Annotated in this window: 20 protein-coding genes and 1 pseudogene; 9 read left to right on the plus strand and 12 right to left on the minus strand. The window is 64.4% G+C overall.

Translation table 11 applies throughout. The features are described 5' to 3' along the window. Positions 1-834: 834 nt before the first annotated feature. The 8 genes and pseudogenes from VQ044_RS05720 to VQ044_RS05755 all read right to left on the minus strand — a co-directional run. A pseudogene (locus VQ044_RS05720) lies at positions 835-1028 on the minus strand (acetylglutamate kinase); the annotation flags it as partial. Positions 1029-1068: 40 nt separating this feature from the next. Next, on the minus strand, positions 1069-2103 hold the full coding sequence (rsgA, locus tag VQ044_RS05725; protein ID WP_327645954.1) for a ribosome small subunit-dependent GTPase A: 1035 nt from the start codon (positions 2101-2103) through the stop codon (positions 1069-1071). Between the two features lie 238 nt (positions 2104-2341). Further along, positions 2342-2485 (minus strand): hypothetical protein, encoded by a 144-nt coding sequence (locus VQ044_RS05730; protein WP_327623716.1) that lies wholly within the window; start codon positions 2483-2485, stop codon positions 2342-2344. 253 nt (positions 2486-2738) lie between these two features. Further along, positions 2739-3641, minus strand: coding sequence for an acetylglutamate kinase (gene argB / locus VQ044_RS05735; protein WP_327623715.1), 903 nt, complete (start codon positions 3639-3641; stop codon positions 2739-2741). A 100-nt stretch (positions 3642-3741) separates the two neighbouring features. Further along, the gene (locus VQ044_RS05740; RefSeq protein WP_327645955.1) at positions 3742-4161 is read right to left on the minus strand and encodes a type II toxin-antitoxin system VapC family toxin; all 420 of its coding nucleotides are present in this window, start codon (positions 4159-4161) and stop codon (positions 3742-3744) included. After that, positions 4161-4412 (minus strand): type II toxin-antitoxin system VapB family antitoxin, encoded by a 252-nt coding sequence (locus VQ044_RS05745; protein WP_327645957.1) that lies wholly within the window; start codon positions 4410-4412, stop codon positions 4161-4163. Before VQ044_RS05745 ends, VQ044_RS05740 begins: the two co-directional genes overlap by 1 nt. Positions 4413-4503: 91 nt before the next feature. Then, positions 4504-6402 (minus strand): propionyl-CoA synthetase, encoded by a 1899-nt coding sequence (locus VQ044_RS05750; protein WP_327645959.1) that lies wholly within the window; start codon positions 6400-6402, stop codon positions 4504-4506. 69 nt (positions 6403-6471) lie between these two features. Beyond that, a complete protein-coding gene (locus VQ044_RS05755) occupies positions 6472-8031 on the minus strand; it encodes a 4-hydroxyphenylacetate 3-hydroxylase family protein (RefSeq protein ID WP_327645961.1) in 1560 nt (519 codons plus the stop codon). Positions 8032-8116: 85 nt separating this feature from the next. Between VQ044_RS05755 and VQ044_RS05760 the strand changes: the two genes are divergently transcribed. From VQ044_RS05760 to VQ044_RS05785, 6 genes are all read left to right on the plus strand, one after another. Continuing rightward, positions 8117-8743, plus strand: coding sequence for a TetR/AcrR family transcriptional regulator (locus VQ044_RS05760; protein ID WP_327645963.1), 627 nt, complete (start codon positions 8117-8119; stop codon positions 8741-8743). A gap of 117 nt (positions 8744-8860) precedes the next feature. Next, positions 8861-9748 carry a hypothetical protein gene (locus VQ044_RS05765; RefSeq protein WP_327645965.1) on the plus strand — a complete coding sequence of 296 codons (888 nt, stop codon included), beginning with the start codon at positions 8861-8863 and terminating at the stop codon, positions 9746-9748. A 50-nt stretch (positions 9749-9798) separates the two neighbouring features. After that, entirely contained in the window at positions 9799-11256 is a 1458-nt protein-coding gene (xylB, locus tag VQ044_RS05770) for a xylulokinase (RefSeq protein ID WP_327645967.1), read from the plus strand. A 536-nt stretch (positions 11257-11792) separates the two neighbouring features. Further along, positions 11793-14720 carry a DNA polymerase I gene (gene polA / locus VQ044_RS05775; RefSeq protein WP_327645968.1) on the plus strand — a complete coding sequence of 976 codons (2928 nt, stop codon included), beginning with the start codon at positions 11793-11795 and terminating at the stop codon, positions 14718-14720. Further along, on the plus strand, positions 14717-15502 hold the full coding sequence (gene pyrF / locus VQ044_RS05780) for an orotidine-5'-phosphate decarboxylase (protein WP_327645970.1): 786 nt from the start codon (positions 14717-14719) through the stop codon (positions 15500-15502). Before polA ends, pyrF begins: the two co-directional genes overlap by 4 nt. Beyond that, positions 15502-15795, plus strand: a complete 294-nt coding sequence (locus VQ044_RS05785; RefSeq protein ID WP_327645971.1) for a DUF1330 domain-containing protein — start codon at positions 15502-15504, stop codon at positions 15793-15795. The genes pyrF and VQ044_RS05785 overlap by 1 nt, the downstream gene beginning before the upstream one ends. A gap of 165 nt (positions 15796-15960) precedes the next feature. On the opposite strand, the gene VQ044_RS05790 is transcribed toward VQ044_RS05785, so the two are convergent. From VQ044_RS05790 to VQ044_RS05805, 4 genes are all read right to left on the minus strand, one after another. Further along, positions 15961-16323, minus strand: coding sequence for a hypothetical protein (locus VQ044_RS05790; protein WP_327645973.1), 363 nt, complete (start codon positions 16321-16323; stop codon positions 15961-15963). Beyond that, a complete protein-coding gene (locus VQ044_RS05795; protein WP_327645974.1) occupies positions 16299-16559 on the minus strand; it encodes an NAD-dependent epimerase/dehydratase family protein in 261 nt (86 codons plus the stop codon). The genes VQ044_RS05790 and VQ044_RS05795 overlap by 25 nt, the downstream gene beginning before the upstream one ends. Then, positions 16556-16918 carry a MerR family transcriptional regulator gene (locus VQ044_RS05800; protein ID WP_327645976.1) on the minus strand — a complete coding sequence of 121 codons (363 nt, stop codon included), beginning with the start codon at positions 16916-16918 and terminating at the stop codon, positions 16556-16558. Before VQ044_RS05800 ends, VQ044_RS05795 begins: the two co-directional genes overlap by 4 nt. Positions 16919-17196: 278 nt before the next feature. Beyond that, positions 17197-18063 carry a LysR family transcriptional regulator gene (locus VQ044_RS05805; protein WP_327650867.1) on the minus strand — a complete coding sequence of 289 codons (867 nt, stop codon included), beginning with the start codon at positions 18061-18063 and terminating at the stop codon, positions 17197-17199. Between the two features lie 68 nt (positions 18064-18131). Here VQ044_RS05805 and VQ044_RS05810 point away from each other — a divergent pair, with 68 nt between their 5' ends. The 3 genes from VQ044_RS05810 (at position 18132) to phaZ (ending at position 21856) form a co-directional block, all read left to right on the plus strand. Further along, on the plus strand, positions 18132-19100 hold the full coding sequence (locus tag VQ044_RS05810; protein WP_327645979.1) for a quinone oxidoreductase family protein: 969 nt from the start codon (positions 18132-18134) through the stop codon (positions 19098-19100). Positions 19101-19266: 166 nt separating this feature from the next. Beyond that, positions 19267-19821, plus strand: a complete 555-nt coding sequence (locus VQ044_RS05815) for a GNAT family N-acetyltransferase (RefSeq protein WP_327645981.1) — start codon at positions 19267-19269, stop codon at positions 19819-19821. Between the two features lie 94 nt (positions 19822-19915). Further along, positions 19916-21856: a polyhydroxyalkanoate depolymerase gene (gene phaZ / locus VQ044_RS05820; RefSeq protein ID WP_327645983.1), complete on the plus strand. Its 1941-nt coding sequence runs from the start codon at positions 19916-19918 to the stop codon at positions 21854-21856. Positions 21857-22219 lie beyond the last annotated feature (363 nt).

The following is a 22219-nucleotide window of genomic DNA, read 5'->3' on the forward strand; positions in this document are numbered from 1 at the left end:
AGGCAGCTGCGCCGACCTTTGACGGGCTTTACTCCGGGGAATGGGCGCACCCCACATTTAGTGGGCGTGGGTAACAACCGGATAGGCAAGATATCGATCTCAGTTAGAGGCCGTTTCGAAACCCTGCCAAGACCAGCCTCCATGGTTCACCCGGGACGCCCAAACCCGCGGAAATCGGGTATCATGTCATTGCGGAGCGACCATCCGAGGGGCCTTTGAACCCGCCGCAGTGAGTTTCGAAACGGACTCTTAGAGCATGCGCGACTCTGGCTATATCCTCTGTAGTTGGGGGATGGGAAAGCCCATACTCCAGTTGTCTGCGTAGGGCACGAGCTCTGTCAACTTTTCGATAATGCCAATTTGCTTTCCCTTGGTGCTTAAGAGCACTGGCGGTTAGAGAGGCGAATGCGGGAACCAGAGCAAGGGCACCCACCCATTTCGCATCTATCGACGAAAAGACACCGATTATACCTGCCATTACACTTGATATTATCGTTAACGACATAAGAGTGTATGAAAATATGTAATTAATTCTTCCAAGTCTTTTATATTTTTTAACTACAGAATCTAGCTCCTCCACGAGGTTTTTTCTTACATTTCTCGCTTTCGGATTATCAACCATCTTAAATTTGTCCTTCGGCGCCGGCATTCAATAGGCGATCCGAAGTAGCATGGATAAAGATGTAGCGTGTGTCCAAATGATAATTCCGTCTTCCGACTGCTCGATAAAGATGGTCAGCCCAGCTTTGAGGCTTTCGGAAATTGCCCGCTATTGCCAGTTCATTTCACTCGCCAAGAAAAACTGCTTCACGGGCCAGAGGCGGAGGCCGATCGTTACCTGACGATCGGCCTCCCAGCGCCATGCGGTCAGCAGTTCCAACAGCACAACGTGGCACTTCTTGCCGTTGAGGATGACGACGCCCTCGACGCCGCGTGCGATCGCCGCGATGCAGGCCTCGATCTCGGGGGTCATGCCGGCCGGACATCGTCCCGTCGTGGATCGACTTCTTCGCCTCCGACATCGACAGCCCCCTCGCGGAGGCTGGCCGGACTTGCCGAGGACCCGGGTCAACGTCGCTTCTTGCGCCCGCCACCGGAGCGGCCAGCCCAACCCGTCTCGGCTAGGTCATTGTCGGCGTTCTCGTCTTTCAGCTTGCGCCAGCGTGCCAGCCGTTCGGGATCGATGTCGCCGGCGATGACGCCGGCCTGAACGGCGCATTGCGGCTCGTGCGCATGGGTGCAGTTGCTGAATCGGCAGAGCGGCGCGCGCTCGGTGATCTCCGCGAACAGTCGGTCGAGACCGTCGGCGACGTCACTGACCTGTAGCGTCCTGATCCCCGGCGTATCGATGACCCAGCCGCCGCCCGCGATCGCATGAAGCGAGCGCGCGGTGGTCGTGTGGCGTCCCTTGGAATCGTGTTCGCGGACGGCGCCGGTCAGCTGCGGCACCGCCGCGTCCGACCCGACCAGCGTATTCACCAGCGTCGATTTGCCGACACCCGACGATCCGACCACCGCCACCGTCTGCCCGCGGGCGCACCACGGCGCCAGCGCTAGCGCCGCCTCGCTTGCCTTGGGATTGACGATCACCACGTCGAGGCCGCGCTGCAACGCGCTGGCCTGGCGATGAAAGGCTTGCGGATCCGTCGCGAGATCCGCCTTCGTCAACAGGATGACCGGCTCCGTTCCGGCCTGGTTGGCCACGGCCAGATAACGCTCGAGCCGGGCCGGATTGAAATCGGCATCGCACGACGTGACGATGAACAGCGTGTCGATGTTGGCGCCGGCACATTGCGGGACATGCGTGCCCGACACCCGGCGCTGGAGGATCGACCGGCGGTCGAGGCGGCGTCGGACGAGCAGCGTCTCGGGATCGACCAGCACGAAGTCGCCGACCGCGAAGTGGCTGATCGGGAGGTCGGCCGGCAGTACCGGCTCGACGGGGCCGGTGGGTGACAGGGCGGTGATGCGCGAGCGATGAACCCTCGCGACGCGCACCGGCTGGAGACCATCGTCATCCGATGTGAGCTGTTCTGAAAAGAACGCGGACCAGCCCAGATCGAACAGCGGGTCGTCTCGGACAGGCGCGACGGGATCGATCATCGATCTGCCCGATGTCGTCCGCGACCGATCTCGAACTGACAAGCAAGGAAGTCCTGCGGAGGGTATGGCGTCGCCAGTTCCAGCTGCACCGCGTTGATCCCGACCTGGAGGTTGCCGGCCGTTCCGCCGCTCACACCCGCATGTCCGCGGCGGTGTTCAGCGTCGTTCCGACCCGACTTGCGATGGGCAGACCTTCGTCCCTGAAGATCTGTACCCCGATGGATGGCGGACGAAAGGATCAGTCCCGCGGTTCCGGGGGCACTGGAGTGGGGGCTGCCTGCTCCTTGGCGGCGGCCTTGGCCTCGGCCTTCGCGGCCTTCTTGGCAGCCTTGGCTTTATCGCGTTCCTGACGCTCGAAATCGAAATTGGGCTTTCTCGCCATCGTGGCTCCTTTTCGTCTATGTCGAATTTGCCGCCGATCCGGCCCGCGACCCATGCCGGCCGAAAGCGGATACGGCGTTCTGGTCGATCGGCGACCGGATGAACAGCCCGATTTTTGGTTGTCCGCCGGTTTGCCAGACCGTCAGTCTACAACGCCAGTGCTTGTATGGCGAGGATTTGCATCTTGGGACATGCTGCCGTGCGACCAAGGCGGCGGTGCTGATCCGAGCATTTTCTGCCCGGCCGGATGCCCGTCACCGCACGATCAGCGTGCCCGCCCCGTGCTCGGTCAAAAGTTCCAGCAGGACGGCGTGGCGTTTCTTGCCGTTGAGGATGACCACCCCCTCGACGCCGCGCTCGATCGCCTCGATGCAGGTTTCGACCTTGGGGATCATGCCGCCGGAAATGGTGCCGTCACGGATCAGGTTCTTCGCCTCCGCCACCGACAGCTCCTTGATCAACTGACCGGATTTGTCGAGGACGCCGGGAACGTCGGTGAGGAACAACAGGCGCGAGGCTTCCAGCGCGCCGGCGATGGCGCCGGCGAAGGTGTCGGCGTTGATGTTGTAGGTGGCGCCGTCGCGGCCGGGGGCGACCGGCGCGATCACCGGGATCATTTCGGAGCGGGCCAAGAGGTCGAGCAGCGTGCGGTCGACCTCGACCGGTTCGCCGACAAAGCCGAGATCGAGCACCCGCTCGATGTTCGAGTCGGGATCGACGACGGTCTTGCGGGCCTTTTCGGCGAAGACCATGTTGCCGTCCTTGCCGCACAGGCCAATCGCCCATTCGCCCTCGGCGTTGATCAGGGCGACGATCTCCTTGTTGATCGAGCCGGCGAGGACCATCTCGACGATCTTCACCGTTTCCTCGTCGGTGACGCGAAGGCCGCCCTCGAAGCGCGATTCGATGCCCATCTGGGTTAGCATCCGGCCAATCTGCGGGCCGCCGCCATGGACGACGATCGGGTTGACGCCGGATTGCTTCAAGAGCGCGATGTCGCGGGCAAACGCCTGGCCCAGTTCCGGATCGCCCATGGCGTGGCCGCCATATTTCACCACGACGGTCTTGTTCTCGTATGCCTGCATGAAGGGCAGGGCCTGGGCGAGCAGGCGCGCCTGGGTCTCGCCATTGTCCTGGGGCAGTGCTGCATCATTCATGAGCGGTCTCCGGAACCCGTGCTTATGGGCCGCGCCGGGCTTCTAGCCGGAAACGGGGCGAAGAGGAACCGGGGGGCGGTGGCGGTGTCTTCGGCGAAGATCATGCAAGGTCGGTCTTCGCGAAGTCGTTGCCGGTGTAGAGAAGGCGCGCGCCGATTTCCTTGGCGCTGGCGTAGATGAAGCAGTCGCCGAAATTCAGATCCGCCGGGTGGCCGACGATCTTGCCGTAAGTCGCAGCCGCCCGCAGGGCGCGCGCCGCCGTTTGTGGGCCGACGGCCACGACCTCGAGCGTGTTGGCTTTGACAAATTCAAGCACGACGATGTCCGCTGCGGCGATCTCTTCCGCCGTCGGGCGGCGGCGCGGATCGGATTTGGCGCGGGCCAGGCCGAGCGTCGCCTCGAACAGCGCAAGGGGCGAGGTGTACAGGGGCGAGTCCGCCTCTTCGATCGCGCGCTTCAATCTCTCCGCGTCGGGCTCGCGGTTGAGAATCGCCACGATCGCCGAGGCGTCGATCATCATCAGGCGTCGTCCCACATCGCGTCGGTGAAGGCCTTCATGTCGAAGGGAAGCGTTTGCGACGAGCCAAGGGCATCAGCCATCGCCATCACTTTGGCGTTCCGGTCGTCGAACCGCTCGGGCCGGCGCGCCCGGCGCAACTCGTTCCGCAGCGCCCGTCGGACGGCGTCCGTCTTGCTCTTGGCCCCGGTCATGGCGCGAAGCTTCCTGGCGAGTTCGTCGACTTCAGGGTCCCGGATGTAAAGCGCCATCATCAACTCTCCGCACTGTATATTCATATCAAGAAAGTATATACAGATGCGAGGCCTTGCAAGGTCCGCGGCTTGTTCGGGGCTAGCAGATCCCTCACCCCACCGCGCGCTTGACGTCTTCGATGGCGCTGGCGTCCTCGATCGTCGCCGGCATGTCGAACGGATCGTGGTCGACGATCGCCTTCATCGTGCGGCGCAGCACCTTGCCGGAGCGCGTCTTCGGCAGCTTGTCGACGATGACGACCCGTTTGAAGGCGGCGACCGGGCCGATGCGGTCGCGCACGATGGCGACGAGTTCGCGCTCGATCTCGTCGCGATCCTGGCCGTTGGCGTTCTTGAGAACGACGAAGCCGCAGGGAAGCTCGCCCTTCAGTTCATCGCGCATGCCGATGACGGCGCATTCGGCGACCGCCGGATGGCCGGCGACCGCCTCCTCCATCTCGCCGGTCGACAGGCGATGGCCGGCGACATTGATCACGTCGTCGGTGCGGCCCATGACGTAGAGATAGCCTTCCTCGTCAATGAACCCGCCGTCGGAGGTGGAGTAATAGCCGGGAAAGGCCGACAGATAGCCGTCGCGGAAGCGGTCCTCGGCGTGCCACAGTGTCGGCAGCGCGCCCGGCGGCAGCGGCAGCTTCACCGCGATTGCGCCCATTTCATTGGGCGCGGCCTCCTTGCCCGCCTCGTTCAGCACATGGATTTCGTAGCCGGGCATGGCGACGCCGGGGCTGCCGCGCTTGATCGGCAGCAGGCCAAGGCCCTTGGGATTGGCGGCGATCGGCCAGCCGGATTCGGTTTGCCACCAATGGTCGATCACCGGACGGTCGAGGGTCTTTTCCGCCCAGATCAGCGTATCCGGGTCGGCGCGTTCGCCGGCCAGGAACAGCGCCTCGAATTGCGACAGATCATACTGCGCGGCCAGCGCCCCGTCGGGGTCTTCCTTGCGGATGCCGCGGATCGCCGTCGGCGCGGTGAACAGCACCTTGACCCCGTGCTCGGCGACGACCCGCCAGAAGGCGCCGGCGTCGGGCGTTCCGATCGGCTTGCCTTCGTAGAGAACCGTCGTGCAGCCCTTCAGCAGTGGCGCGTAAGCGATATAGGAATGGCCGACGACCCAGCCGACGTCGGATGCCGCCCAGAACACCTCGCCGGCCTTGGTGCCGAAGATCGCGTCCATCGACCAGTGGAGCGCGACCATGTGGCCGCCATTGTCGCGCACGACCCCCTTGGGCTTTCCGGTCGTGCCGGAGGTGTAGAGGATATAGAGCGGGTCGGTCGCCTTGACGGGAACGCAAGGCACGTCGCGGCCAGCCTCGATCTCGGCGAAGGCCTTGTCGCGCGAGACGGCCCAGTCGTGGTCGCGGCCCTCGACCAAAGTGCAGGTGCGTTCGGGCCGCTGCAGGACGATCGTTGCTTGCGGCTTGTGCGTCGCCAGTTCGATCGCCTTGTCGAGCAGCGGCTTGTATTCGACTTGCCGGGTCGGCTCGATGCCGCAGGAGGCCGACAGGATCAGCTTCGGGGTGGCGTCGTCGATGCGGGTGGCGAGTTCGCGCGCCGCAAAACCGCCAAACACCACCGAATGGATCGCGCCGAGCCGGGCGCAGGCCAGCATGGCGACGATCGTTTCCGGGATCATCGGCATGTAGATGATCACCCGGTCGCCCTTTTCGACGCCGAGATCGGTCAGGCTCGCCGCCAGCGCCTTCACCTGGCGCAGGAGCTCGCCATAGGTGATGCGCCGCTTGGTGCCGGTGACCGGGCTGTCGTGGATGATCGCCGCCTGGTCGCCGCGGCCGGCGTCGACATGGCGGTCGAGCGCATTGAAGCAGGTGTTGCATTCGCCGTCGGGAAACCAGCGGCCATAGACCCCGGCATCGGCGTCGAGCGCGCGGGTCGGCTCCTTCGTCCAGGCGAGATCCCGCGCGGCTTGCATCCAGAAGCCTTCAGGATCCTTGCGCCAGGAATCATAAACTTCGTGGTAGCGGCTCGCCATGACTGTCCCTCCCGATCGCGGCGCGGCCGGCGTTGCTGCGGCCGTTCACGCTTTGCCTCGGGCGGCAGTCTACTCGGCGGCGTCCGGAACGGAAATGCTGCTTTCGGTGCGGGCGACCGTCGGCGGTTCGGGCACCTCGCAGCCGGTGGCGCAGCAACGGCCGGGCTGCTTCGACACCCGCTGGCCCTCGTCGAGAACGCCGCGGCCGAGCAGCCGCTCCACCAGTTCGACCTTCTCCAGCACCGGATAGTTGCGCCAGATCTCGCGTTTCATGGCTTCCGGCGAGCCGCCGCCATGCAGCGAGATGACCGAGTACCAGCCGCCCTGATGCGAGGCGGTCAGATCTTCGATCAGCCGCGCGACCTCCAGCCGTTGTTCGGCCGGAATGTCCGGCCGGCCGGCGAGGACAGCCGAGAGCGAGGCCTTGGTCTCCGGATTGTGATCCTCGTCGGGACCCGGCAAGGCGACGATCAGGCCGCCGGAAACGTAATGGGCGACGCGGTGCATGTCGTAGATCTTGGTCGCCAGCAGCAGCTTGCCGACATTGGAGAACATCGGGTCGGGCATGATGTTACCAGAGCCGTCCTTGACGCCGTAGACCGAGGCGGCGACGCCGCAGGCATAGAAGCTCTCGGTGATGGTGATGAGTTCGACCATGGCCTCGCGGATATGCCCGTGCTTGTCCGGGTCGAGGCCGTTCTCCTCGGTCATCAGGGCGCCGGCTCCGATCAGGAGGTCGCCGAAGCCCGCCCGCGCGCCGATGCACGAATGCCGGTGATGGGTGGCGTAGGAGGTGGTCAGGTAACCGGCCTCGACGGTTTCGCCGTCCATGAACACACGCTCATGCGGCACGAACACGTTCTCGAAGATGACGACGCCGGTGGATTGGCCATAGGTGCCGGAAAATTTCGCCGCCGCCTCGCCAGGACGCCCAGCGGGCCGCGCAACGATGGTGACGCCTTCCGCGTCGACCGGCACGGCGCAGGCAACGGCACAGGCCGCGTCCTCCGGCCGGTGGGTCCGGCACGGCATGACAAGGAATTCGTGGACGTAGGGCGCGCCGGTGACGATCGCCTTGGTGCCAGAGATCACGATGCCGTCGGAGCGGCGCTCCTTGACGTGCACATAGACGTCGGGATTGGCCTGATCGCCGGGCCGCTTGGACCGATCGCCCTTGGCGTCGGTCATGGCGATGCCAAGCGTTAGGTCCTCGTCCTGAACGCGATGGAGATAGACGAGGAAGCGCTCGAAATAATCCGTCCCGTGCTCGGCATCGGCCCGCTTGGTCGCCTGCCACAGGCCGTTCAGCGCGTCATGGACGAGGTAGCGCTGGGCGCAGCCGGATTCCTGGCAGACGAGCCGGACGGCTTCGAGCTTGTAGAGCAGGTCGGTGGATGTCTCGTTGATATGCAGCATCCGGTTGACGGTCTTGCCGGATGTCGCTTGCCGGGCGGTCATCAGCGCCGCATGCTTTTCCTTGAGCGCCATGTCGTAAGTGACGCCGATGGCGTTGATCCCGGGCCGCAGCGATGGTGCGTCGGCGACGCTCGCCACCCGCTCGCCATTGACGAAGACGCGCGGATTGTAACGGCGGAGGGACTCGCGAAACTCGGCGGACGACATCATCATGGCGGATTTCCTCATTGTGTATTGCAAGCAGATTTGAACACTGTTAGAAAAAATGTCAAATGTAAGATCAAGGGACGAAATCGCGATGGGCAACGGGCAAGCGGATCGCCGCCGGGCCGTCGGCGAAATGAAGCGCGAGCTCATTCTCGATGCGGCGCGCCGGGTGTTCGAGGCCGATGGCCTCGACGGCGCCAGCCTGCGCTCTATCGCCAAGGCCGCAGGCTACACCCCGGCGGCCCTCTATTTCCACTTCGACTCCAAGGAAGCGATCTATGCCGAGGTGCTGGAAGCCTCGTTGCGGCGGCTGGAGAAGACCGTGGATGCCGCCGTGGAAGGGCTGGGTCGGCCTGACGACGAACTTGAAGCCGCCGCGATGGCCTTTTTCGGCTTCTACGCCGAAAACCCGCGCGATCTCGATCTGGGCTTTTACCTCCTGCGCGGCGGCATGAAGCCGCAGGGGCTCGGCGTAGCGCGGGACGAGCGACTGAATGCCCGTCTCGGCGCGGCGCTGGCGCCGATCGGGCGGGCGGCGGAGGCAATGGGCGCCGAACGGTACCAAGCGAACCGGCTGACCGTGGAGATATTCGCCCATGCCGCAGGCCTGCTGCTCCTCGCCCATACCGGCCGCATTCGGATGTTCGGCGCATCCGCGCCCGAGTTGATGCGGCGCTACGTGCGCGATCAAATGGCGCTGCTTCGCCGCAGCATTTAGCCGCCTCGAAACGGCGAGGCCGCGCGGTGCGGTCATCCGCGATTGGTCGCCGGCCTTAGAATCTGGTTGCGGCCTTTCGTAGTCTCTATTTAAACTCTTCGACGGATGCGGTGTCTCATGAAAGGGGCACTGATGCCGGCGGTGAGGGGGGATCGTGCGCGACGCGCCGTCGGGAGCGTCGCTGAACGGAGTCGCGCCGGCGGCATCCAGCCAGCGTTGGTGGCCCTTGTCGTGTCCGCCGCGATCCTCGTCGGTGCAAGCAGCCCTGCCCACTCAGGCGCCTGGACGCTGGAGGAGGGCACGGGTCAGGCGATCGTCACCGGCCTCTACTCGCAAGCCGACGCGGCATTCGACGCGGACGGGTATCCCGCCCCGCGATCGGACTTCGAAAAAGGCGCGGTCGCAATCCTCGTCGAATACGGCCTCACGGAGACGTTCACACTTCTTGGCGATGGCGAATTCGGCGCCGAGCGCGAGGGCGATCTGCCCTTCGCCCGACCGGGGTTGTCGCATGTCGGGATCGGCGGCCGGTTGCGCCTATACGAGGCCGACGGCTTCGTCGCCTCCGGCCAGATTTCGGCTCGGGTCGAGGATGCCTTTGGCGCGGCCGACGCGGTGGTCGACACGTTTGGTTGGGACGCGCCGCAAATCGAGGTCCGGGCGCTGGCCGGCTATGGCTTCACGCTCGGTGACTATCCCGCCTTCGTCGACGCGCAAGCAGCCTATCGCTACCGGGTCGGCGGCGGGCCGGACGAAGTGAAGCTCGACCTCACCCTCGGCATCCGGCCGTGGTCGAACATCCTGCTACTCGCCCAGGGTTTTGCAACGTTCTCGGCCGGCGGCGGCGAGGATGTCGAGACCTATGCCTATCACAAGGCGCAACTCTCGATGGTCTACGATTTCAACGAGCAATGGTCGTTGCAGGCGGGCGGCTTTGCGACCGTGGCAGGCACCAACGCGATCAAGGAGCGGGGCTTGATCACCGCCCTCTGGTATCGTTTCTGACGAAAGCGGCGGCGGGTGCGGCGTCCGCGAGCAGGAAAGAGTGAAGTCTTATGCGGAATTACCTCGGCCTCGACCTCGGCACATCCTCGCTGAAGGCGCTGCTGATCGACGATAATCAGCGCGCCATCGCCTCGGTCTCGGTGCCGCTCAAGGTCGAGCGGCCTCGCTTCGGCTGGTCGGAGCAGGACCCGGCAAGTTGGATCGCGGCCTGCGAAGATGTCCTGGCGAAGCTGAAGGCCGAGCATCCGGACGACCTTGCCGCCGTCGCCGGCATCGGGCTCTCGGGCCATATGCACGGTGCGACGCTGCTGGGAGTGGACGACCGGGTTCTGCGCCCCTGCATCCTGTGGAATGACACGCGCAGCCACGAAGAAGCGCGCGAGCTCGACGACGCGGAATCGCGCGCGATCACCGGCAATATCGTCTTTCCGGGCTTTACTGCGCCGAAACTCGTCTGGGTCGCGCGCCACGAGCCGGAGATTTTCGCCAAGGTTCGAAAAGTGCTGCTGCCGAAGGACACTCTGCGGCTCTGGCTCACCGGCGAGACGGTGTCCGAGATGTCGGACGCCGCCGGCACGTCATGGCTCGACACTGGCAGGCGCGACTGGTCGGACCGCATGCTGGAGAAGACTGGCCTGTCGCTTTCCCACATGCCGCGTCTCGTCGAGGGCACCGAGGTTTCGGGCGGGCTCAGGCCGGAACTCGCCGCCACCTTCGGGATGAAGGCGGGAACGGTCGTCGCCGGCGGAGGCGGCGACAACGCCGCGTCGGCCTGCGGCGTGGGTGTCGCCGAACCCGGCAGCGGCTTTCTGTCGCTCGGCACCTCCGGCGTCCTGTTTACCGCGACGGCGGGCTACGCACCGGCGCCGGAAACGGCGCTGCACACCTTTTGCCACGCCATCCCCGGCCTCTGGCACCAGATGGGCGTGACGCTGTCGGCGGCGGGCTCGGTTGGGTGGCTGTCGCAGCTCCTGCACGAAAAGCCGGAAGCGCTGACCGGTGCGCTGGGCGAGGAAATCGCCGAGCCCGGGCGGCTGGTCTTCCTGCCCTATCTGTCCGGCGAGCGCACGCCGCACAATGATGCCGACATTCGGGGCGTCTTTGCGGGTCTGGAGGCGGGCACCGACCGTGAGGCGATGACGCGGGCGGTGCTCGAAGGCGTCGCCTTTTCCATGCGCGATTGCCTGGAAGCGGGCGGCGCGGGTGCGCGGCCGGAGCGGCTGATCGCCGTCGGTGCGGGCTCGCGCTCGGCCTATTGGCTGAAGCTGATGGCGACGGTGCTCGGCTGCGATATCGCGCTGCCCGAGGCTGGCGATTTCGGCGCGGCCTTCGGCGCCGCGCGACTCGGCCTGTGCGCCGCGACCGGCGCCGATCCAGCATCGGTCATGTGCGAACCGCCGATCGCGCGGCGTTTTGCGCCGGGCGGAGACAAGACGGAGGCCTATGAGGCCGCCTGGCGTCGCTATCGCGCGCTTTATCCAGCCTTGAAGGCGGCGATGGCGGGATAGGGATGCGACTCCGGGCTCGCGACGGGCCGGCAGAGAATCTATGCGAAAACCGACATATGGCCAGGATAGTGGCGACGGTTTCGTGGCCTGGCCAGATAGATAACGACGTAACGTAATCCCAAACGCAAAGAGAGCCGCCGCGGCCTGGAGGGGGATACACCGCAACGACTCTCTCGCTTCCGTCGAGCGAAGGCCCTGGAGAGGGGGAAGAGGGCCGCATCGCTCTTGATTCGGCTTAAGCGGGGGACGTGCTTCGGCCGAACGCGACGCCGTGAGGCATCGCCTAAGCTAAAATGCGACTTGGGTGGATATAAATCAAGGGAGCGCGCCTGCGCGCATGTCACATACCCGTGATGGCAACCTTAATTCGCGGTAACAAATAGAAAGCGGCCCGACAATGCAAGGGGCACGGGATTTCGCGGCTAGCGATCCTCCCGCCGCGCAATTTTCGACGAGGCCTGTCCGGCCGACGCTCCACCGCATATCCCGGCGCCGGAGTGATGGACTTGGGGCGGGCGCCAAGCTATCTCCGGCCCATGCAAAAAGGCGATCATCTCTTCCTCGTCGACGGCTCGGCCTACATCTTCCGGGCCTATCACGCGCTGCCGCCGCTGACCCGCAAATCCGACGGCCTGCCGGTCGGCGCGGTCTCCGGCTTCTGCAACATGCTGTGGAAGCTGGTCGAGGAATCGCGCGACACCTCCGTTGGCGTCGCGCCAACGCATTTCGCGGTGATCTTCGACCACTCCTCGAAGACCTTCCGCAACGAGCTCTACGACCAGTACAAGGCCAATCGCGAGGCGCCGCCGGAAGACCTCGTGCCGCAGTTCTCGCTGATCCGCGAGGCGGTGCGGGCCTTCGATCTGCCGTGCATCGAAAAGCAGGGTTTTGAGGCCGACGATCTGATCGCGACCTATACCCGCCACGCGCTGGAAGCGGGCGGCGATGTCACCATCGTGTCGTCCGACAAGGATCTGATGCAGCTCGTCGGGCCGTGCGTGATCCTCTACGACCAGATGAAGGACAAACGCCTCGGGCCGGAGGAAGTGAAGGAGAAGTTCGGCGTCTATCCGGACAAGATGATCGAGCTGCAAGCGCTGGTCGGCGATACCTCCGACAACGTGCCGGGCGTGCCGGGGATCGGCCCGAAGACGGCGGCGCAGCTGCTCGATGAATATGGCGACCTCGAAACGTTGCTCGCCCGCGCGCCGGAAATCAAGCAGACCAAGCGGCGCGAGAACCTGATCGCATTCGCCGACCAGGCGCGGCTGTCGCGGCGTCTGGTGACACTTGATGAGGCGACGCCGCTCGACACGCCGCTCGACGATCTGTTCATCCACGAGCCCGACGGCGAGAAGCTGATCGCCTTTCTCAAGGCGATGGAGTTCACGACGCTGACCCGGCGCGTCGCTGCCCGGCTCGACACCAATGCCGCCGAGGTCGAGACCGCCGCGATCACGGTCACGGGCCCGGCGCGCGGTCCCGACCTCGATCCGTCCGCGCCGGCCGCGCCGCATGGCGATGGCGAGGCCCTGCTGCCCTTCACCCCCGCCGGGCTCGTCGAAAGCCGCAGGGCGGCGGCCACCTCGGCTATGTTCGACCGCTCCGCCTATGTGACGATCCGCGACGCCGCGACGCTTCAAGCCTGGATGAGCGAGGCGCGGGAGGCCGGGATTCTCGCCTTCGACACCGAGACCAGCTCGCTTTCGGCGATGAATTGCGACCTCGTCGGCGTCTCCTTCGCCACCCGTCCGGGCCGCGCCGCCTATCTGCCGCTCGGCCATATCTCGCCCTCCGGCGAGGCGGACCTTCTGTCGGAGAAGGCGGCGGAAGACGAGATCGGCCCGCAGCTGCCGCTCGATGAAGCGCTGGCGATTCTCAGGCCCGTCCTCGAGGACGCGTCGATCCTGAAGATCGGCCAGAACTTCAAATACGACTACCTCGTCCTGCTCCAGCACGGCATCGCGGTGGAATCCTTCGACGACACGATGCTGATCTCCTACGCCCTCGACGCCTCGTCCTCGCTGGACGGCCACGGGATGGACGAATTGTCGGAACGCTTCCTGGGGCACAAGCCGGTGTCCTACAAGGAGCTCTGCGGCTCGGGAAAGAGCGCCAAGGCGATCGCCGCCTGCCCGATCGACAAGGTCACCGAATACGCCGCCGAGGACGCCGACGTGACGCTGCGCCTGTGGCAGGTCTTGAAGCCACGCCTCGTCGCCGAGGGCCTCGCCTCGGTCTATGAGCGGCTCGAGCGGCCGCTGGTGCCGGTGCTGGCGCGCATGGAGCAGCGCGGTATCAAGACCGACCGGCAGATCCTGTCGCGGCTGTCGGGCCGCTTCGCCCAGAAGCAGGCGGGGCTCGAAGCCGAGATCGCCGAGATGGCCGGCGAGGCGTTCAATCCCGGCTCGCCCAAGCAGCTCGGCGAAATCCTGTTCGGCAAGCTCGGCCTGCCGGGCGGCAAGAAGACCAAGAGCGGCCAATGGTCGACCGACGCGCGGGTGCTGGAGGAACTGGCGGCCGAGGGCCACGAATTGCCGCGCCGCATCGTCGACTGGCGCCAGCTCAGCAAGCTGAAGGGCACCTACACCGACACGCTGCCGGCGCATATGGACGATCAGGGGCGCATCCACACCTCCTATGCCATGGCCTCGACGACGACGGGGCGGCTCTCCTCCTCCGAGCCGAATTTGCAGAACATCCCGGTGCGGACCGAGGAGGGCCGGGCGATCCGCACCGCCTTCGTCGCGCCCAAGGGCAAGAAGCTGGTCTCGGCCGACTACAGCCAGATCGAGCTGCGCATCCTCGCCCATATCGCCGACATTCCGCAGCTGAAGGAGGCGTTTCGCGAGGGGCTCGACATCCACGCCATGACCGCGTCGGAAATGTTCGGCCTGCCGGTCGAGGGCATGGACCCGATGGTGCGGCGGCGCGCCAAGGCGATCAATTTCGGCATCATCTACGGCATCTCGGCCTTCGGGCTGGCCAACCAGCTGTCGATTCCGCGCGAGGAAGCCGGGCTCTACATCAAGCGCTATTTCGAGCGCTTTCCGGGCATTCGCGACTACATGGACGCGACCAAGACCTTCGCCAAGGAACATGGCTACGTCGAGACGCTGTTTGGCCGGCGGGCGCATTATCCCGACATCAGGGGGCCGAACCCGTCGGTGCGCGCGTTCAGCGAGCGCGCCGCGATCAACGCGCCGATCCAGGGCACCGCCGCCGACATCATCCGCCGCGCCATGATCCGCATGGAGCCGGCGCTCGCCGCCGCCGGCCTGTCGGCGCAAATGCTTCTGCAGGTGCATGACGAACTGATCTTCGAGGTCGATGAGGACGAGGTCGAGGCGAGCCTGCCCGTCATCAAGCAGGTGATGGAGGGGGCGGCGCTGCCGCGCGTCGAACTCACCGTGCCGATCGAGGTCGACGTCAAGGCGGCCGGCAATTGGGAGGAAGCCCATTGAGCGACGCGAATGCCAGCAATGCGGCGCGCGACAGGCTGATCGTCGGGCTCGACGTGTCCACCCGCGCCGAGGCGGAGCGGATTGTCGAGACGCTCGGCGACGCCGTGTCCTGGTACAAGATCGGCTATCAATTGGCCTATGCGGGCGGGCTGCCGCTGGTCACCGACCTCGCCAATTCCGGCAAGCGGGTGTTTCTCGACCTGAAGCTCCTCGACATTCCCAACACGGTGGCCAAGGGGGTCGACAGCGCGCTCGCGCTCGGCGCGTCGATGCTGACGATCCACGCCTATCCGCACGCCATGCAGGCCGCCGTCGACGCGGCGAAGGGCACGGATTTGACGCTGCTCGGCGTCACGGTGCTGACCTCCCTCGACGATGCCGATCTGAAGGCGGCCGGTTACGCCCATGGCGTCTCGGACCTCGTGCGGCTACGGGCGGGACAGGCACGGGACATCGGCCTGGGCGGCATCGTGTCGGCGGCGCACGAGGCGGCCGCGATGCGCGCCCTGATCGGCCCTGACATGGCAATCGTCACGCCCGGCATCCGGCCGGCCGGCGCTGCCGCCGGCGACCAGAAGCGGGTGTCGACCCCGGCCGACGCGCTTCACGCGGGTGCCTCGCACCTCGTCGTCGCCCGGCCGATCGTCGCGGCCGCAAACCCACGCGAGGCCGCCCTCGTGATCCTTGACGAGATGGCGGCGGCGCTCGCCTCCAAGGCGCAAGGACGCTTCGCAGCAACGCGCCGGCCGGTGGGGCTAAGCGCTCAAAGGGAGAGAGACTGATGGCAAAGGGCTACTGGATCGCACGCGTCGACGTGCGCGACCCCGAGGGCTACAAGGGTTATGTCGAGGCCGCCGCGCCGGCGTTTCGCGAATATGGCGCGACATTCCTTGCCCGCGGCGGCGCGTTCGAGGCGCTCGAGGGCACCGCGCGGAGCCGCAACGTCGTCATCGCCTTCGACAGCGTCGAAACCGCCAAGGCTTGCTACCACAGTGAGCAGTATCAGAAGGCCAAGGCGATCCGGCAGCGCTATGCCGAGGCCGACATGATCATCATCGAGGGCTACGACGGCTAGGGCAGGGTGAGGAAAACCGGAACCGGTTTTCCTCCGGTATCCCGCACAAGCTGTTTCAATGGCGATGCCTGCACATCGTGGTGGTCCGCTCGCGGGGCGAAGCGGGAGTCCGTCCAAAGTGCCCTTTGATCGATGTCTATGCCAAGTCTGCAGTGTAGGGCTAGTCTAATCGACGATGATGACCTGGCCGGTGATCGCGCCATCGACGCTCTTCGCATAGGCACGTCCGACGCGCTCAGACGAAACCGGGTCGTGGCCCGGAAACCACTGCCCATATCGCGGCACCGAGACATCTAACAGACCGGGACTGACGACATTGATCCTCAGTCGGCGGGGCATCTCAATGGCTGCCCCGACGACGAATCCACCGAGCGCTCCGTTCGCCGTTGCGGCACCGACGCCCATGCGAATTGGGTCGCGATCGAGCACGCCGCTCGTCAGTGTGAAAGACCCACCTTCCACAACCGACTTCAATCCGGCGACGACAAGGTTGATCTGTCCCATTACCTTTTGACGCAGGCCAAGCATGAGCGTTTCCGCGGTATGTTCACCCAGCGGCGCGAAATGCACATCCCCGCTGTCGAGACAACCGCGTCCACCGTTCCGACGCGTGCATACATTTCATCGACCGAGGAAGGGTCAGACATATCGACCTGGATTTCTCCGCTCGAACGGCCCACACGGACGAGATCGTGTCGCCTGCCGAGTTCCTCGCAGGCTGCTTCGCCGATATCTCCCTCGGCTCCGACAACGATGATTTTCATGATTTGCCTCCCAGTATGTCGTCATATCGCGCGAGCTTATGGGTCAGCAGCTTTCTGCACTTCGCGAGTAATGCTTGTTGGACCTGCAGACGCTTCTCGTGCTCAAGGAGCATCGTCTTCCGCTCGGAGACTGTCCCGTCTCCCTGCTGGTAGAGCCCGGCGAAGTGTTTCATCGCCTTGGTCGGCATCCCTGTTTCGCGAAGGGATGCGAGAAGGGTCAGCCAATCCACGTCCTCCGGTGAGAAGTGTCGCTTTCCATCAGACCCCCGGCGGAGGGCAGGGCAAATGCCAGCCTTCTCGTAATATCGTATTGTGTCGATGCTCAAGCCGCATTTCGCAGCCACTTCCGCGATTTTCATGTCATTCAAGGTCCCGAGATCCATCTGCCTTGAGAAGACTACCGACCTGGAGTGACTTCAGGTCAAGCCGCTCCGGCAGCAATATGCCGAGGCCGACACGATCATTGTCGAGGGTTACGACGGCTAGAGCAGGGATGACGAAAAGCGGCGACCGGTTTTTCGCCCGCTTTCCGTGCGAGCTATTTCAATGACGCCATCCGAACATCGTGTTGGTCGAAGCTCCCGTTGGTTCTACCGGGCGGGCTGCCTCAATGATTTACTGCCGACAAAAACGAACACTACGAGCGAGACAGTTTTAGGAAATCGACAACCGCCCGTATCGGGGCGGCCGACATCATGTCGGAGTGGATGATAAGCCAAACCTCGCGAATAAGCGGCGGATCGTCTGGACAGGCCCGGTCGAGCGAAACCTTGGGCGCCGCCATGAATTCGGGCAACATGGCCACGCCCCCATCCGCCAAAACAAAGGCAAGTTGAATCTCAAGGTGGTCGGATGACAGCCCGAAGTCATGCCCCCCGGTCATCCGCTCGACTGCGGATTGCTGGGGTGAATGAGCCATCGATCCGTCCAAGCCGATAAAATTCCAGTCGGATCTTGCCGTTTCTTTCAGATAGCGGGTGAGCGCGTAGAGGTGAAACCGCACCTCGCCGAGTTTCGTCACCGTTAGGTCCCCCGCCGTGGGTCGGCTGAGGCGGATTGCTATGTCGGCTTCGCGCCGGTCCAATGAAACGACGCGCCCTTCCCCCGAAACTCGGAGGCGCAGGTCAGGGTGGCGTTTCCTCAGCCTGACCAGGGGCCCCGCCAGAAAAGCTGCCGCATAGGCGGGTGGGGCACTGATAATGACGTCACCCTTGAGCTCCGCGTTCGCACCGCGTGCCAGACGCGCCAGTTCCTGTGTCTCGACCGCGATCCGCGTGGCGACGCTCGCGACGCGTTCCCCGTCCGGCGTCAGCGTGAGCCGCCTACCCCGTCGATCAACGAGTTTCATCCCCAGTTCCGACTCCAGGGATGCGATGCGGCGGGCCACCGTCGCATGCTCGACGCCAAGCTGACGGGCAGCCCCTGAGAGGCTGCCGCGGGCCACAAAAGCCGCAAAATGGCGCAGATCCTCCCAATCCATCTCTGTTAATTTTTTCCCATCCATTGGTTCAATATAGGAAATTTATAACAGTTCGGCGAGCACCTATGTTGCTGAGAGAAAGCGAGGCCATCATGAACAAAGCCGTCAAATTGAAACGCCCGGGGTCGATAGATCAGATGGAAATGGTGGACTGGCCGCCGCAGGAGCCGGGGCCGGGCGAAGTGCGCATCCGGCACGAGACGATTGGGGTCAACTTCATTGATATCTATTTTCGCTCAGGCCTTTACCCGTTGCCCGCTCCCGGCATTCTCGGTGTGGAGGGCGTCGGGACCATCGAAGCTCTTGGCGATGATGTAAACGACGCCAAGGTGGGGCAGCGTATCGTATATACCGCTCTCCCCGGAGCATATGCGGCCACGCGGCTGTTACCCGCGTGGCGGGCTATAGCTCTGCCAGATACGATCTCTTCACACAGCGCCGCTGCATCGATGCTGCGCGGCATGACGGTGCATATGCTGCTCAGGTGCACCTATCCGGTCAGCAAGGAAAGCGTCTTGCTCGTTCATGCAGCCGCAGGTGGGCTTGGCAGCATGCTCACGCGATGGGCGAAATACCTTGGCGCCACTGTAATCGGAGCGGTCGGCTCGCCGGAAAAGGCATCGGCGGCGCGGAACAATGGCGCGGACCACGTGATCGTAGGTCGCGATGCAGAAATTGTCGACGAGGTTGCTAAGCTGACCATGGGGAGGGGAGTTGACTTCGCAGTCGATGGTATCGGCGGAAAAATGTTGCGCAAGACCCTTGCCTGCGCCCGACCCCTCGGCACTGTCGCCAGCATCGGTCAGGCTGCCGGCCCGATCCCGCCGCTCACCATTGAGGAGTTCGCGCCCTTGCGGGCGATCTGTTTCTCCCGGCCGAGCATCATGAGCTATGCGAGCGACAAGGATATCTACCGCGACGCTGCGAAGGAAGTACTGGCTATGATACAACGGAACATTACCGCTGGGATTGGTCGGGAGTACCGTCTTGATCAAGCCGCAGAAGCCCATGTCGACCTCGAGACCGGCCGCATGGTGGGTGCCGCGATCATCGCGATCTGAGCCTTGCTCATGAGCTGGTGCCGCGACTACAGTCCATGCACTTCATAGTTGGAGCCGACCACACGGTTGGCGGGCTCGGCAACGGAAATCGATCGCGTCGTAGGAAATCGGATAAGATCGATCCGATTTGATGTGATCTAGCGGCCGCTCTCCGGCACGGGAAGCCATGGGCAAGAAGCCGGGGCGCAAAGCATTCAAGGGTCTGGCGTCGAAAGGCTACCGCATTCGCATGATGGAGCCCGGCGCGGCCGATTCATTGCTGGCGATCCGCCAGGAGGCAGCCACCCGGCCGCCGGAGCCTGGGAACGAAATTCCAGTGGAGCCATCAACGCTGCCGGATTTCGTCCGATTCCTGCTATCCCACGAAATTTTCGTCGCCGTGGCCAAGCGCAACGGCCACCCGGTCGGCTACGCAGCGGCGCAAGAGCGCGGCGATCTCTACTGGCTCGCCGATCACCGCGTCCTGACGCCGGATCGACGTCGCGGCATCGGCGGCGCCCTCATCGCCGCTGTGACGCAGAGGGCACGGTGGTTCGACCATCGGGCCGTTGGCATACCAGCGACTGTCGACAACTGCCGTCAAGCGGCGCTCTATGCACGTAACGGTTTCATGACGGTCTCGCGCAAGCGACACCCGGCTATACTGGCGAATCAGCGAGTAGACGAGATGCTGGAGGAAGCGGGCATCGAAGCCCAAAGGGTGCTCATCAAATGGCTATAGCAGCCATGTGCCGGTGTTAAAATCGACCTCGGCTCCCTATTTGTGCATTGCAGCAAAATTTGCTAATTTATTCAGGAAGGCATAGCGGGAGTTGATGTTGTATCATTTTTATGAATGGAACCACGCGGCGCTTACGCCGCTGCGGGCCATGGCCGACGTCACCCGGCTGTTCTACCAAAATCCGCTCAATCCACTGTCGCAAACCACGGCCGGGCGCTCCATCGCGGCGGCGGCCGAACTGTTCGAGCGCACCACGCGGGTCTATGGCAAGCCGGAATTCGGCCTCGACGAAACCGTCGTCGCCGGTCAACGCGTGCCGGTGCAGGACAAGGTCGTGTGGGAGAAGCCCTTTGGCCGGCTGCTGCATTTCGACCGCGAACTGCCCAAGCGGCACGGTGAGGACCCCCGGTTTCTGCTAGTCGCCCCGATGTCGGGCCATTACGCGACCCTGCTGCGCGGTACGGTGGAAGCGCTGCTTCCCTATGGCGACGTCTACATCACCGACTGGAACGACGCCCGTCACGTCCCGGTGACCGACGGTCGTTTCGACCTCGACGACTATGTCGACTACCTCATCGAGATGCTCCAGTTCCTCGGACCCGATACCCACATCATCGGCGTCTGCCAGCCGGCCGTTCCGGTGATGATGGCGGTGGCGCTGATGGAAGCGGACGAGGACGATTGCACGCCCGCGACGATGACGCTGATGGGCGGCCCGATCGATACGCGCATCAACCCCACCGCGGTCAACCGGCTGGCCGAGGACAAGGGCATCGACTGGTTCCGCGACAACGTCATCATGACGGTGCCGTTTCCGCAGCCGGGCTTCACGCGGCCCGTCTATCCGGGCTTCCTGCAGCTGACCGGCTTCATGTCGATGAATCTCGATCGGCACATGACCGCCCACAAGGAGTTCTTCTGGCACCTGGTCAAGGACGACGGGGATTCGGCCGACAAGCACCGCGAGTTCTACGACGAGTACAATGCGGTAATGGATCTGACCGCCGAGTTCTATCTGCAGACCGTCGACGAGGTGTTCATCAAGCATTCGCTGCCGAAGGGCGAGATGATGCATCGCGGCAAGCGCATCGACCTGACCAAGATCAAGCGCACGGCGCTGCTCACCGTCGAGGGCGAGAACGATGACATTTCCGGCGTCGGCCAGACCGAGGCGGCGCAGCGGCTCTGCTCGAACATCCCGGCCGACATGCGCGTCCATTACGTGCAGCCGAAGGTCGGTCATTACGGCGTCTTCAACGGCTCGCGCTTCCGCGCCGAGATTTGCCCGCGCATCGTCGATTTCGCGCTGACGCACGGGACCACCCACGCCAACGCGACCCAGCCTCACAAGGATGTCGCGCCGCGGCGCGAGGGCGCCGTCGCCGAGCGGGAGGCAAAGGCCGAAAAGCTCGGCAAGACCATCATCGGTGAGACCGAAGTCGCCAAGCTGGCCGCCGCCGACGAAGCGCCGACAGCGGCGACGCCGGCTCCTGAGACAAAGGCGAAGGCCGACAAGACAGCAAAGGCCGGCAAGGCGGCGAAGGCGAAGGCTGGGCGGTCTGCCGACAATGCGAACGCCGCCGCGGCCAATACCAAGGCTGCGTCATCGGTAAGAGATGAGGGAAAGACAACGCCTGTCGCCAAGACAGCCAAAAAGCCGAAGGATCAGACATCCAAAGCGTCGGGCTCGAAAGCGAAACGGGCGGCGAACGATTCAGAACCGAACCTCTTCGCCGAAGCGTCGGCGCCCAAGCCCGGCGCCGAGACGCCTGCGGCCAACCCGGCGAAGACCCAGCCGGTGAAGGCCGTTGCCAACTCCGCGCCCAGGCTCCAGCAGGAGACGACGAACAAAGTCGGCGGCGCCGAGGCCCCGAAGCCAGCTGTGGCCAAGACGGCCGCCCAGCGCGTATCTGCACCGCAAAAAAGCGAACCGGCGCCCGCCAAATCCAGTCCCGCCAAGGCGGGAGGCCCTAATCGCCGTGCCCGGCGCGCGGCCAGCGCCAGCGCAGCGGCGAAGCCGCGCAGCCGCCGATAGGGTTTTGCCGGACGCGGCGCGGCCCATCTCCGCACCGCTCCCATGATACGAACAGCCGCCGGAGGGCATCCCTCCGGCGGCTTTTTCATGGGCGTCGGGTGGAGCTTCATCCAGGGCGCGGCAAGAGAGGCTGGGACGCGGCTTTGCCGTCCCTTGTGGCCCCAGGCCCCTCTTCGACGCCCGACACAGACCCTTCAAGGATGCCGTAAAAGGCCGCATGGGCGGCGGAAATACGCCGCCTCCGTGACCGTAAGGGGGTCATATCACGGCGCTGTAATTTTTTGGCTCCACGCCGGGAACGCTCCTGCAATCAGTTGGTTAGAGGTGCCGACAGGGACAGCTCAACTCGAGGAATGGAGCTTA

This window comes from Aurantimonas sp. C2-5-R2 (assembly GCF_036549495.1).
In the GTDB taxonomy this organism is placed as follows: Bacteria; Pseudomonadota; Alphaproteobacteria; order Rhizobiales; family Rhizobiaceae; genus Aurantimonas; species Aurantimonas coralicida_A.

What these genes read in the sequence shown, in the direction of transcription:
- VQ044_RS05805 (WP_327650867.1), bottom strand. Translation starts at nt 18,063, where the DNA reads ATGGATGGGAAAAAATTAACAGAGATGGATTGGGAGGATCTGCGCCAT.
- VQ044_RS05730 (WP_327623716.1), bottom strand. Translation starts at nt 2,485, where the DNA reads ATGGCGAGAAAGCCCAATTTCGATTTCGAGCGTCAGGAACGCGATAAA.
- polA (WP_327645968.1), top strand. Translation starts at nt 11,793, where the DNA reads ATGCAAAAAGGCGATCATCTCTTCCTCGTCGACGGCTCGGCCTACATC.
- VQ044_RS05800 (WP_327645976.1), bottom strand. Translation starts at nt 16,918, where the DNA reads ATGAAAATCGCGGAAGTGGCTGCGAAATGCGGCTTGAGCATCGACACA.
- VQ044_RS05795 (WP_327645974.1), bottom strand. Translation starts at nt 16,559, where the DNA reads ATGAAAATCATCGTTGTCGGAGCCGAGGGAGATATCGGCGAAGCAGCC.
- rsgA (WP_327645954.1), bottom strand. Translation starts at nt 2,103, where the DNA reads ATGATCGATCCCGTCGCGCCTGTCCGAGACGACCCGCTGTTCGATCTG.
- VQ044_RS05755 (WP_327645961.1), bottom strand. Translation starts at nt 8,031, where the DNA reads ATGATGATGTCGTCCGCCGAGTTTCGCGAGTCCCTCCGCCGTTACAAT.
- VQ044_RS05785 (WP_327645971.1), top strand. Translation starts at nt 15,502, where the DNA reads ATGGCAAAGGGCTACTGGATCGCACGCGTCGACGTGCGCGACCCCGAG.
- VQ044_RS05750 (WP_327645959.1), bottom strand. Translation starts at nt 6,402, where the DNA reads ATGGCGAGCCGCTACCACGAAGTTTATGATTCCTGGCGCAAGGATCCT.
- VQ044_RS05745 (WP_327645957.1), bottom strand. Translation starts at nt 4,412, where the DNA reads ATGATGGCGCTTTACATCCGGGACCCTGAAGTCGACGAACTCGCCAGG.
- VQ044_RS05765 (WP_327645965.1), top strand. Translation starts at nt 8,861, where the DNA reads ATGAAAGGGGCACTGATGCCGGCGGTGAGGGGGGATCGTGCGCGACGC.
- phaZ (WP_327645983.1), top strand. Translation starts at nt 19,916, where the DNA reads ATGTTGTATCATTTTTATGAATGGAACCACGCGGCGCTTACGCCGCTG.
- VQ044_RS05810 (WP_327645979.1), top strand. Translation starts at nt 18,132, where the DNA reads ATGAACAAAGCCGTCAAATTGAAACGCCCGGGGTCGATAGATCAGATG.
- VQ044_RS05760 (WP_327645963.1), top strand. Translation starts at nt 8,117, where the DNA reads ATGGGCAACGGGCAAGCGGATCGCCGCCGGGCCGTCGGCGAAATGAAG.
- argB (WP_327623715.1), bottom strand. Translation starts at nt 3,641, where the DNA reads ATGAATGATGCAGCACTGCCCCAGGACAATGGCGAGACCCAGGCGCGC.
- VQ044_RS05815 (WP_327645981.1), top strand. Translation starts at nt 19,267, where the DNA reads ATGGGCAAGAAGCCGGGGCGCAAAGCATTCAAGGGTCTGGCGTCGAAA.
- xylB (WP_327645967.1), top strand. Translation starts at nt 9,799, where the DNA reads ATGCGGAATTACCTCGGCCTCGACCTCGGCACATCCTCGCTGAAGGCG.
- VQ044_RS05740 (WP_327645955.1), bottom strand. Translation starts at nt 4,161, where the DNA reads ATGATGATCGACGCCTCGGCGATCGTGGCGATTCTCAACCGCGAGCCC.
- VQ044_RS05790 (WP_327645973.1), bottom strand. Translation starts at nt 16,323, where the DNA reads ATGCTTGGCCTGCGTCAAAAGGTAATGGGACAGATCAACCTTGTCGTC.